The organism is Pseudomonas sp. LBUM1648, assembly GCF_059716145.1.
Window position 1 is genome coordinate 6,450,234 of sequence record NZ_CP166808.1, and the last position, 11,284, is coordinate 6,461,517.

12 protein-coding genes and 1 pseudogene are annotated in these 11,284 nt (G+C 57.9%); 7 read left to right on the forward strand and 6 right to left on the reverse strand.

The window, feature by feature from the left end; all coding sequences use genetic code 11:
- Nucleotides 1-158: 158 nt before the first annotated feature.
- Nucleotides 159-395 (reverse strand): annotated as a pseudogene (locus ACA043_RS29375) (N-acetylmuramoyl-L-alanine amidase); the annotation flags it as partial.
- A gap of 278 nt (nucleotides 396-673) precedes the next feature.
- On the opposite strand from ACA043_RS29375, the gene folE2 reads away from it, so the two are divergent.
- From folE2 to ACA043_RS29405, 6 genes are read left to right on the forward strand one after another with little or no spacing between them, the layout of a single operon-like run.
- Nucleotides 674-1,570 (forward strand): GTP cyclohydrolase FolE2, encoded by an 897-nt coding sequence (gene folE2, locus ACA043_RS29380; RefSeq protein WP_497658361.1) that lies wholly within the window; start codon nucleotides 674-676, stop codon nucleotides 1,568-1,570.
- Nucleotides 1,567-2,235 carry a metal ABC transporter ATP-binding protein gene (locus ACA043_RS29385; protein WP_187677193.1) on the forward strand — a complete coding sequence of 223 codons (669 nt, stop codon included), beginning with the start codon at nucleotides 1,567-1,569 and terminating at the stop codon, nucleotides 2,233-2,235. The genes folE2 and ACA043_RS29385 overlap by 4 nt, the downstream gene beginning before the upstream one ends.
- Nucleotides 2,235-3,101 (forward strand): metal ABC transporter permease, encoded by an 867-nt coding sequence (locus ACA043_RS29390; protein WP_497658362.1) that lies wholly within the window; start codon nucleotides 2,235-2,237, stop codon nucleotides 3,099-3,101. Before ACA043_RS29385 ends, ACA043_RS29390 begins: the two co-directional genes overlap by 1 nt.
- A gap of 11 nt (nucleotides 3,102-3,112) precedes the next feature.
- Nucleotides 3,113-3,988, forward strand: a complete 876-nt coding sequence (locus ACA043_RS29395; RefSeq protein WP_497658363.1) for a metal ABC transporter substrate-binding protein — start codon at nucleotides 3,113-3,115, stop codon at nucleotides 3,986-3,988.
- Nucleotides 3,985-4,545: a gamma carbonic anhydrase family protein gene (locus ACA043_RS29400; protein ID WP_187677196.1), complete on the forward strand. Its 561-nt coding sequence runs from the start codon at nucleotides 3,985-3,987 to the stop codon at nucleotides 4,543-4,545. Before ACA043_RS29395 ends, ACA043_RS29400 begins: the two co-directional genes overlap by 4 nt.
- A 3-nt stretch (nucleotides 4,546-4,548) precedes the next feature.
- Entirely contained in the window at nucleotides 4,549-5,880 is a 1,332-nt protein-coding gene (locus ACA043_RS29405) for a dihydroorotase (RefSeq protein WP_497658364.1), read from the forward strand.
- Between the two features lie 72 nt (nucleotides 5,881-5,952).
- On the opposite strand, the gene ACA043_RS29410 is transcribed toward ACA043_RS29405, so the two are convergent.
- Entirely contained in the window at nucleotides 5,953-6,471 is a 519-nt protein-coding gene (locus ACA043_RS29410) for a DUF3617 domain-containing protein (RefSeq protein WP_187677198.1), read from the reverse strand.
- Between the two features lie 133 nt (nucleotides 6,472-6,604).
- On the opposite strand from ACA043_RS29410, the gene cls reads away from it, so the two are divergent.
- A complete protein-coding gene (gene cls / locus ACA043_RS29415) occupies nucleotides 6,605-8,044 on the forward strand; it encodes a cardiolipin synthase (protein ID WP_497658365.1) in 1,440 nt (479 codons plus the stop codon).
- A 7-nt stretch (nucleotides 8,045-8,051) separates the two neighbouring features.
- On the opposite strand, the gene cfaB is transcribed toward cls, so the two are convergent.
- From cfaB to bufA2, 4 genes are all read right to left on the reverse strand, one after another.
- Entirely contained in the window at nucleotides 8,052-9,239 is a 1,188-nt protein-coding gene (gene cfaB / locus ACA043_RS29420; RefSeq protein WP_497658366.1) for a C17 cyclopropane fatty acid synthase CfaB, read from the reverse strand.
- Nucleotides 9,240-9,323: 84 nt separating this feature from the next.
- Nucleotides 9,324-10,112 carry an HvfC/BufC family peptide modification chaperone gene (locus ACA043_RS29425; protein ID WP_497658367.1) on the reverse strand — a complete coding sequence of 263 codons (789 nt, stop codon included), beginning with the start codon at nucleotides 10,110-10,112 and terminating at the stop codon, nucleotides 9,324-9,326.
- A complete protein-coding gene (gene bufB, locus ACA043_RS29430) occupies nucleotides 10,103-10,948 on the reverse strand; it encodes an MNIO family bufferin maturase (protein WP_187677202.1) in 846 nt (281 codons plus the stop codon). Before bufB ends, ACA043_RS29425 begins: the two co-directional genes overlap by 10 nt.
- Before the next feature lie 65 nt (nucleotides 10,949-11,013).
- Nucleotides 11,014-11,265, reverse strand: a complete 252-nt coding sequence (gene bufA2 / locus ACA043_RS29435; protein WP_401266721.1) for a BufA2 family periplasmic bufferin-type metallophore — start codon at nucleotides 11,263-11,265, stop codon at nucleotides 11,014-11,016.
- Between the last annotated feature and the right edge of the window lie 19 nt (nucleotides 11,266-11,284).

Sequence of the window (11,284 nt, forward strand, 5' to 3'; positions counted from 1 at the left end):
ACGGTTCGTAGAAGGTAAACGCTTGAAATCGGCTGAATCAGGCTTAGCTCAAATTAATGTTATAGTATAACAACATAAATTAGCCAGCCTTGCTCTTGCCCCTTAGAGATAAAGAGTCAGAAGCTGCCATCAGTGCAGCGCTTGGGAAATGTGATGAAAATTGCGTAGAAATGCTGTTCCACGCGCTTCTGATGCAGTGTGGTGATGCCGGCCAGACTGCGGAGAATCGTACTTCCCAGTTGCAAACTCACGGCGATGGTAGCGTTCATTGAGATGTCGAAAATCACACCGGCGAGCATCGGATCCTTGTCCTTCAGATTTAGCAAACTGGTCGCACCGAGCAGATCCGCACCGTTCTCTCGCTGTGCCATGAAACGCGCAGTCGCCGATGTCGCTCTTCGGATGAGTCTATCCCCAGGTGTTTCACGTGGAACCTCTAGTATCGGAAGTGCCTGATTGTTCGAACGAATCATCGTGTCGCCGAGCGCCAAAGTCTCACGTTGCGGATCTTTGTCTTTGCGGCTGAGACAGTGAAAGGTAAAGCGAACACGGCGGCGAGGATCAGATTGAGCAAGTGGCATCTGTGAATATGAAAGCCTGTTCATGAAAAATGCGTCGTGATTTGAATTGTTATAATGTAACATCAAATTCAATCAACACGATGGTCCCGAACATGAATTCGCTGACACTTCCGGATATCGCTGCGCAGGCTGCGCGCCAAGCGTTAACACTCGAATGGGTGGGCATGCGCGGCATCGCTTTGCCAGTCTTGTTAGAGAGCCAACGGCTGAATGCCAAAGTCGATGCAGGTGTAAGCCTTGATGACGGCGATGCTCGCGGCATTCATATGTCACGACTGTATCTGGCACTGGAAACCCTTGAGCGGGACAACCTTTGCCCTACTTTGCTGCGTTACGTACTCCAGCGTTTCGTCGTTAGCCATGAAGGTTTATCCAACAACGCGTACCTGAATATCCACACAGAGATTCTGCTGAAAAGGCCTGCACTGGTCAGTCCTTTGGCCGGTTGGAAATCGTATCAAGCGACCATTTCAGCCAGTCTGAAAAACGAAATGTTCCACGTGGAACTCAAAATCGATGTGCCCTACTCTTCGACGTGCCCTTGTTCTGCAGCCCTCGCAAGACAATTGATCCAGCAACAATTCATCGACGACTTCGCAAACAAGCCGCTACGACACGCCGACGTTTTAACTTGGCTCGGTTCGACCCAGGGCATCATCGCCACGCCCCACAGCCAACGCAGCACCGCACAACTGCATGTTCATCTAGATGAATTCATCGATGAGTTGCCGCTGAGTGCGCTCATCAATGACGCCGAAGCAGCACTCGGAACAGCCGTCCAAACCGCGGTAAAACGCGCTGACGAACAAGCCTTCGCACTCGCCAATGGACAGAATCTGATGTTCTGCGAGGACGCCGCGCGTCGACTGAATCTGGCACTGCGTCGCTCCCCCGGCGTCAGTGCTTTTCATCTGCGGGTGATCCACGCCGAAAGCTTGCACGCACACGATGCCGTTGCTGAAAGCCATTGGCATCGGGAGCACGCATGATTCGCTGCCAATCATTGAGTTGGGGCGCACCCGGTCAACCGCTGACATCCCCCCTCAGTCTCGAACTCGACAGCGGTAGTCTCACGGCAATCATCGGGGCGAACGGCTGTGGCAAAAGCAGCCTGCTGAAAGTCATCGCCGGACTGCAAAAGCCATTGGCAGGCAACGTCACCCTGAGTGTTCCACGCCAAAGCGGATTGTCCTTCCTCCCCCAGCAACAGCATCTGGATCGCCAGTTCCCCATCAGTCTCCAAGATTTGGTAGCCGCTGGTTTCTGGGGACGACGACTGTCCACGCAATTGCGCGCTCAACGCCTCGCTGCGGCACTGGAAAACTGGCACCTGAGTGGACTCGAAGATCGTCCGCTGATGGCCCTGTCCGGCGGAGAATTACAACGTGCCCTGCTCGCTCGATTGAGTCTGACCGACTCCCCTGTGCTGCTGCTCGACGAGCCCCATGCTGCACTTGATGAGCTAGGCCAACGGCTGCTATGGCAACACATCCACGCATGGCATGGCGAAGGTCGAACATTGGTCGTGGTTTGCCATGACCTCGCCGCCGTCCGCCAACACATCCCAAAAACGCTGTTAATTAAAAACGGCGATTGCGTATTTGGCGCCAGCGCAGAACTCATCCAGCAGTCACCTCACACTCAGGTGGCCTGATGCTCACCTTCGCTCACTTCTGGCAACCGTTCACCGAGTTCCTCTTCATGCGCCGCGCCCTCCTCGGGGGCCTGGTATTGGCCTGCAGCACCGCGCCACTGGGTGTGTTTCTGATCCTGCGGCGCATGAGTCTGATCGGCGACGCCGTGGCCCACGGCATCCTTCCCGGCGCCGCATTGGGCTTCTGGTTCGCCGGGCTGAGTCTGCCCGCGTTGACCTTTGGCGGTCTCGCCGCAGGTATGAGCATGGCCGGCCTCGCCGCCTGGATTACCCGCCGCACAGGCCTGCGCGAAGATGCCAGCCTCGCGGCGATCTATCCCATATCGCTGGCCAGTGGCGTGTTGATTCTCGGCATCGCCGGCAAACGCCTCGACCTCTTGCATCTACTGTTCGGCTCGGCATTGGCCGTCGACGGACCAACCCTCAATGGCATGTTGTGGGTCTCGGCATTCAGCCTGATCGCGATGATGCTGATCTACAAACCCCTATTGCTCGACACCCTCGACCCATTGTTTTTAAGAACCGTGAGCCGCCTCGGTCCTCTCGCCCACGGCGTATTCCTGACCCTGGTTGTGCTGAATCTGGTGATCGGTTTCCAGGCGATCGGCGCGTTGATGGTGGTCGGCCTGATGATGCTGCCCGCTGCCGCTTCTCGATTCTGGAGCCGCCGATTGCCGAACCTGATTGCCATCGCGGCGATCATCGGTTGCGTCTCGGTGTGGTTCGGCTTGCTCGTCTCTTTCTATTACTCGCTCCCTAGCGGCCCGGCCATCGTGCTGGTCGCTGGCACGGGTTATCTGCTGTCCGTGGTGTTCGGGCCGGTCCATGGCCTGCTGCGCCGCCCGCCTTTGCTCACATCACAATGAGGTGTTTCCCGATGCGCGCTCTACTCGTGCTGTTCAGTCTGATGCTGTCGATGTCCTTATCGGCGGCGGAGAAAATGCCGGTGGTCACCAGTTTCAGCATCCTCGCCGACATGGTTCATCAGGTCGGCGGCGAGCATATTCAGATCATCAACATGGTCGGGCCTGACGCTGACGCTCACACCTATGAGCCGACCCCGGACGACGCCAAAGCGCTGCTCAAAGCCAAACTGATCATCAAGAACGGCTTGGGTTTCGAGCCGTGGCTGGATCGCCTGGTGAACAGCACCGACACCCAAGCCACAGTCATCAGTGCCAGCCATGGCGTGATTCCACGTTCACTCGATGAGGACGGTGAAACCATTCCCGACCCGCACGCCTGGCACAATCTGGCCAACGCCGAGTTGTACGTCGCCAACATCACCAAGGCACTGGTCGCCGCTGATCCGACGAATAAGGCCGACTACGAGCGCAACAGTAAAACCTACCTGAAACAAATCTACGCCCTGCTCGCCGAAGCCAAGGCCAAGCTCGGATCGCTGCCAGCAGGCAACCGCAAAATTGTCACCAGCCACGATGCGTTCGGTTATCTCGGTCAGGCTTACGGCATCGACTTCATAGCCCCGCAGGGACTGTCCACAGAACGCGACCCTTCCGCTGCAGAAGTCGCTGCGCTGATCACCCAAATCCGCCAAGCCAAAGTCAAAGCGGTGTTCATGGAAAACATCAAGGACGCACGACTGCTCAAACAGATCGCCGACGAGAGCGATGCCCACATCGGCGGCACGCTCTACTCGGATGCCCTCGCCGCGAGCGGCCCGGCCAGCACCTTCACCGGGCTGTTCGAATACAACCTCAACACCCTTTACAACGCGCTGAGCCAACCATGATCCGCAAGAATCCTTCAGGCGATCTGCCGCAAATTGCCGAGTCGGCCTATGTCGATAAAACCGCGATCATCTGCGGCAAAGTAGTGATTGGCGAAAACGTCTTCGTCGGTCCTTACGCAGTCATCCGCGCTGACGAAGTGGACGCTTCGGGCAACATGGAGCCGATCACCATCGGCGCCAATTCGAATATCCAGGACGGCGTGGTGATCCACTCCAAATCCGGTGCGGCGGTGACCATCGGCGAATTCAGCTCCATCGCCCACCGCTCGATCGTCCATGGCCCCTGCGTGGTCGGCGACCGGGTGTTCATCGGCTTCAACAGCGTGTTGTTCAATTGCGTGGTCGGCGACGGCTGCGTGGTGCGGCATAATTCGGTGGTCGACGGCCGTGATTTGCCGGACGCGTTCTACGTGCCCTCGACTACCCGGATCGGGCCGAACACCGACCTTTCGTTATTCCCGCCGGTGAGCGTCAGCGCTTCGGAGTTTTCCGAAGATGTGGCGCGGACCAACGTCGATCTGGTGCGCGGCTACAAAGCCTTGCAGAACGAGTTCTGAACCATGAGCAGCGTGCTGATTCGCAACGCCAGACTGGTCAACGAGGGGCGTGAGTTCGACGCAGATTTGCTGGTCAGCAATGGCCGCATCGTCAAGATTGCCCGCAGCATCGAAGGTGAAACCGCGCGCGTGGAAATCGACGCCAACGGCCAATGGCTGCTGCCGGGCATGATCGATGACCAAGTGCATTTTCGCGAACCCGGCGCACCGGCCAAGGGCAGCATACATAGCGAATCCCGCGCGGCGGTCGCGGGTGGCATCACCAGTTTCATGGACATGCCCAACACCAATCCGGCCACCCTCACCCTCCAAGCGCTGGCGGATAAGAAGCGCCGTGCGGCAATCAGTTCGGTGGCCAATTACGCTTTTCACTTTGGCGTGAGCCAGGACAATCTCGACACCGTTGCCGCGCTCAATCCTTGTGAAGTGGCCGGGGTCAAAGTGTTCATGGGTGCGTCTACAGGCAACATGCTGGTGGATGATCCGAAGATTCTTGAACGACTGTTCGCCGAGGTACCGACGATTCTATTGGCCCACTGCGAGCACACGCCGAGTATCGACGCCAACGCGGCCAACCTGCGTGAGCGGTTTGGTATTCATCTGCCTCCTGCGGCTCATGCACTGATTCGCAATGCCGAGGCGTGTTATCGCTCCTCCTCACTGGCCGTGGATCTGGCGAGACGTCACGGCACGCGCCTGCATGTTTTACATCTGACTACCGCCCGTGAACTGGAACTGTTCGAGGACAAACCCCTGGCGCAAAAACGCATCACTGCCGAGGTCTGCCTGCACCATTTGTTGTTCGATGATCGCGACTACTCAAGCCTCGGCAACCTGATCAAATGCAATCCGGCGATCAAGACTCAGGCCGACCGCGATGCATTGCGTGAAGCGTTAAACAGCAATCGACTGGATGTGATCGGCAGTGATCATGCCCCCCATACGTGGGACGAAAAGCAGCGTCCCTATGCCGAAGCGCCTTCGGGGTTGCCGTTGGTGCAGCACGCCCTGCCGGCGTTGCTGGAACTCGTGGCGGAGGGTGTGCTGCCGATCACCACGCTGGTGGCGAAGATCAGCCACCGAGTGGCGGATCTGTTTGCGATTCCGGATCGGGGTTATCTGCGTGAGGGGTATTGGGCGGATCTGGTATTGGTTAAACCAGAGATGCTGGATGTGTCGCGGCAACCGGTTCTGTCGCAGTGTGGATGGACGCCGTTTGCCGGTCGAAGCTTTCGGCATCGGGTAAGGACGACGTTGGTGTCAGGGCAGATTGCCTGGCACGAGGGCCAGGTGAATGAGGGGTGTCGGGGATTGCCGCTGCGGTTTATGCGCTGATGCCTTCGCGAGCAGGCTCGCTCCCACAAGTACAGCGCACTACCGGTGGGAGCGAGCCTGCTCGCGAAGCTTTCAAGCTCTTGGTTTGACCGTGCCGCAATCCTGTCCCAGCCACACTGCACGGGTTTCCAGGCTGCCCTTCTGGTTGATGCCAATGGCATTGAACGTACCGTTGGCAACCGTGGTGAACTCACGATCACTGAGGAACGTCGCCACACCGGTACCCTGAGCTTTCGGGCAACTGAAGCGGAATTTCCACTGGTTACCGCTGCGCTCGGTAATCTGCTGTTTACAGCCCGATTGTGGATCGGCCAACGGAATATCATTGGTCGCCACTTGCTGTGGAGTCAGGCAGGCGCGGATGCCCTTGCCGCCGATATTGATGCCGTTTTTCTCCAGCGCCGCCCGTTGCTGCGGCGTCATCTGGCCTTGAAGCTGACCCAGGATCGATTGCACATCCATTGGCTGGTCATCGACTTTCACATTACTCGACGTCATTTCCCACAACCCCGGCTGCAGCATTTGCGCCTGCGCAATCACCGGCAATGCCAAACCCAGGCCCAACGCCAAACCCAGCAGACGAACGTTCATCGAGAAACTCCTGATCAGTAGTGGCCGTTAGACGTCGGCCGATTGCTTCGGTTCATGCGCCAATTAAATAGCGACATTCGCCACAGAACATGGTCTGTTAAGGCATCAAAATCTTGCGGAGCAAGGCTGCCCCATGGATTATTTTGGACCGCACATTTTCGGTTATTTGATCGCCCTGATACACACCCTCGGCTTGATCGCTGCCATACATGCGGTGCTGACGGTGCGCACGGCTCAAGGCTCGATCGCCTGGGCATTGTCGCTGATCTTCATTCCATACCTGACGCTTATTCCGTACCTGGTGTTCGGTCGCAGCACCTTCGATGGCTACATCAAGGCGCGCCGCCAGGCCAACGAGCAGATGCGCCTGGCCATTTCCGAGCTGAACTGGCGCCCGTGGGTGGAAGAAGCCCTGACCGCGCGCGCCTCGAATGCCTACGCTTCCTTGCGTGCGATGCCGAAACTGGGGCGCATGCCGTGTCTGGCGAACAACGAAGTCCAGTTGCTGGTGAACGGCACCGAGACGTTCAACGCGATTTTCCAGGCCATCGATCAAGCGAAGGAAGCAGTGCTGATCCAGTTCTTCATCATCCATGACGATCGCCTTGGCCAACGCCTGCGTGACTTGTTGCTGAAGAAAGCTGCCGAAGGCGTGACGATTCACCTGCTCTACGACCGTATCGGCAGCCACGCCCTGCCCCACAGTTATGTGCAGGCGCTGCGTGATGGCGGCGTCGAGGTCAAAGCGTTCGCCACGCGCAGCGGCTGGCTCAATCGCTTCCAGGTCAACTTCCGCAATCACCGCAAAATCGTCGTGGTCGATGGCGTAGTCGGGTTTGTCGGCGGGCACAACGTCGGCGATGAATACATGGGCGAGAAACCGCCGCTGGCACCGTGGCGCGACACTCACGTAAAAGTGCGCGGCCCGGTAGTAGCGTGCATGCAGGAATCCTTTGCCGAAGACTGGTTCTGGGCCGCGCGCACGTTGCCGCCGCTGATCCTGCCGGACGAATACCCGGACGACGGCGTGCTCTGCCAATTGCTCGCCACTGGCCCTGCAGACGCCTACGAAACCTGTTCGCTGTTCTTTGTCGAAGCCATTCACGCAGCGACAGAGCGGGTGTGGATCACCAGCCCTTACTTCATTCCGGATGAAGCCGTGTTTGCGGCGTTGCGTCTGGCGGTGTTGCGCGGTGTCGATGTGCGCCTGTTGCTGCCGTCGCGCCCCGATCACCGCATCGTCTACGCCGCGTCCAGCCTATATGCCTTTGAGGCTGTGCGTGCAGGCGTGAGGGTGTTCCGTTACGAGCACGGTTTCCTGCATCAGAAAGTGGTGTTGATCGACAGCGAGATCAGCGCGATCGGCAGCGCCAATCTGGACAATCGTTCGTTCCGGCTGAATTTCGAAGTGATGCTGCTGACCGTCGACAGCGACTTCGCTGCCAGCGTGGAACACATGCTCAAACAGGATTTCGAGCAAGCCTACGAGATCGCCAAAGAAGAAAGCCGGGAGGTCCACCGCCTGCAACAGGTCGGCATGCGGATCGCCCGGCTGATCTCGCCGATTCTCTGAAAAACCATCAAGGATGGTAGATATCGTCGCGTGTCCATGGCAGTTCATGGCTGCCATCGGCGTGTGCTTTCACCGCAAGGATCTGGTGCAGATTGATCCAGCCGTGCGCGAACGCGTAAGCACAACCGGCCAAGTACAGCCGCCAGATCCGTAGCGCCTGATCGGGCACCAGTTTGCCGGCCGCTTCGAGGTTGTCCTCCAGCCGCTCACTCCAGTGATCCAGCGTACGGGCGTAATGCAGGCGCAGACTTTCGACGTCGACAATCTCCAGGCCTACTTCGCTGATCTCGGCGGAAATCATCGACAGATGCGGCAACTCACCGTTGGGGAATACGTATTTCTCGATGAACTCCCCGGCGCCACGCCCGACCGGACGGCCATCGATGTGCTTGGCGGTAATCCCATGGTTCATCACCAGACCGCCCTCCTTCACCGCGCCGAACAGGGTCTTGCAGTACTCGGCCAAGTTGGCGTGGCCAACGTGTTCAAACATGCCGACGCTGACGACTTTATCGAAACGGCCGTCCTGCGGCAGATCGCGGTAGTCGAGCAATTGCAGTTCGATCTGGTCTTCCAGACCTTCGGCCTTGACGCGCTCGCGCGCCAGTTCGAGTTGTTCCTTGCTCAGTGTGATGCCGAAGACCTTGGCACCGAATTCCCGCGCAGCGTAACGCGCCAATCCGCCCCAGCCACAACCGACATCCAGCAGATAATCGCCCGGCTGCAAACGCAGCTTGCGGCACAGATGACGGAATTTGGCTTGCTGCGCCTGTTCGAGCGACTCGCTGCCAGTCTCGAAATAGGCACAGGAATACGCCATGTCGCTGTCCAGCCAGAGCTGGTAGAACGCGTTGGACAGGTCGTAGTGGTAGGAAATGGCTTTGGCGTCGGTTTCCTTGTCGTGCAAGGTCCGCACAGGCTGATTGTCTTCGTCTTCATTGAGCAAAGCGTTGCTCAGTTCGTCGCAGACCCGGATGACCTCGCTGATCGAGCCCTCCAGTTCAAGCTTGCCTTCAACGAACGCCGCCCCCAGCGCGTTCAGGCTTGGATGGGTGAACTGGCTGACCATCTGCGGGTCCTTGACCACGATGGTGACACTGGGCGCCGGGCCCAGATTGTACTCGTGGCCGTCCCAGAGCCGCAGGCGAAGCGGAAGCTGCAGGTTCTGTAAGGCCGGTGGAAGTTGCACGAGCATGGAAAATCCCCCATGTTTCAGACGTCCAATCTGAGGGTAGACCATCCTGGAAAATTAGCAGGCTATCGATTTAATTAGCCTTATCTATCGTTGCAGACGCTCTAGCAGGCCCTCCTGCACCCACTGTTTCAACCAGGTCACGGCCTGAAGTGGAGCGCCCTCTCCATAGATGACTGCTAACTCGGCGCACAGTTCGGCGAAACTCCAACCTTCGTTTACCAAGCCATTCAGGGCATTGGCTTCGGCAGATTCCAGACTGCGGTAATGACAGCTCAGACCGTTGCGCCAGATCAGGTAGATCTGGGGGATTTGAAGTGGCTGGCTGGGAGGGAAATCGGTTTCTTCCTTGACTGAGCGCCACAGGGCAAAGCTATTGAACCGGCATTCCAGCCACTGAACGCAAGACGCCTGTTTGACTCGCAGCGCTGGCCATTCTTGCGCGGACAGTGTCGTCATTGTTTCGAGGGTTAACGGCTCACCCGCTGGCGCATCGAAAGCCAACGTGAATGCCCATTCGACTACTGCCATTTCAGCCAAAGGAGCACTTTGCTCAGGCACCAGATGCTCGCGAATAAACCCTTCGAAGCCTTTGCCCAGCCAACGCAGACTGTAATGCGCAGACGGGAATTGGCGCAGGTACGCGGTAGCGAGCGCGTCAAATTCCTCGTCGCCCATCCAGTGCCAGATGGCTGGAAAATCGTTGCGCAACACCTCCAGTAACCGCGCTAGATAGGCGTTGTGATAGATCGCCAGACCGGTGCCGACATCCAGTGTCGGCCCGCCGATCAGGCTGGTGCTCAATAGCGCATGGGCTGTTGCCCCCTCATCCAGCAAAAACGACTCAAATGCAGATTGCCATTCTTTCAGGCGCATTGCTGTCTCCCGGCCAGAACCGTGTCACCTGACTGCCGGGCTTTCTGCAGTTCATCGAGCAACTCTTCAAAAGGCGGAAAATGATCATCACGTTCCAGCAAAGTAGCCACCGGCCCGAAGTGCTCCAATGTACGTTGATACAGCGCCCAGACGGGGTCGCTCACTGGTTGGTCATGGGTATCGATGACGTAATCGCCGTAATCGCTATGGCCCGCCAGGTGCAGTTGACGCAACTTGTCCGCCGGCAGGCTTTGAATGAATGTCCACGGATCGAAGCCGTGATTGCGTGAGCTGACGTAGACATTGTTGACGTCCAGCAGCAACTGGCAGCCGCTTTCCCGGCTCAGGGCAGCAAGAAACTCCCATTCAGTGAAATCATCTGAAGCGGCTCGGACATAGCTGGAGACGTTCTCCAGCACCAACGGACGCTGCAAAACATCCTGAACGTGGCGCACTCGCTGGGCAATGTACTCAAGACTTTCTTGGGTGTAAGGCAGAGGCAGCAAATCGTGCAACTGATGGGCGTTGCCGCGGCTCCAGCACAAGTGATCGGAGATCCACGCCGGGTTGACCCGTTCGGCCAGTTGCTTGAGTTGTTTCAGATAGTCCGCATCGAGGGCATGCGGCCCGCCGATGGAGAGGGAAACGCCATGCATCACCAGCGGATAGCGCTCGGCGATGGCGTCCAGGTAATACAGGGCTTTGCCGCCCTGCACCATGAAATTTTCGGAGACCACTTCAAACCAGTCCACGTCCGGCGACTGTTCGAGGATCTGCTGGTAATAAGCGCTACGCAATCCCAAGCCGTAGCCGAGGAAGGGAACAGAGGCGGACATGTGCAGACTCCTGATTAAAAGTGGCCGCAGTGGCGTGAGCCACTGCGGCGGCACTTGCCGGCCAGTTATTCGCCGACCTTGCCACCTGCTTTTTCGCAAGCCGCTTGAGTCATGGCTTTGAAACCCTGGCCTTTGCAGGAGCCCAAGCCTTTGCAAGCGTGGTCTTTGGTTTTGCAGTCGTTCTGGCCTTTGCAGGCAGTCACGCCGTAGCAGTGAACGTTGGCATCAGCGGCCATCGCGTTGGTTGCGACACCGGCAAACAGGGTAGCGGCAGCCAAAGCGAGAGCGGCACCAGCAGCAGCGGTCTTGATAGTCATTTTTCTTATCCTCGGTAAT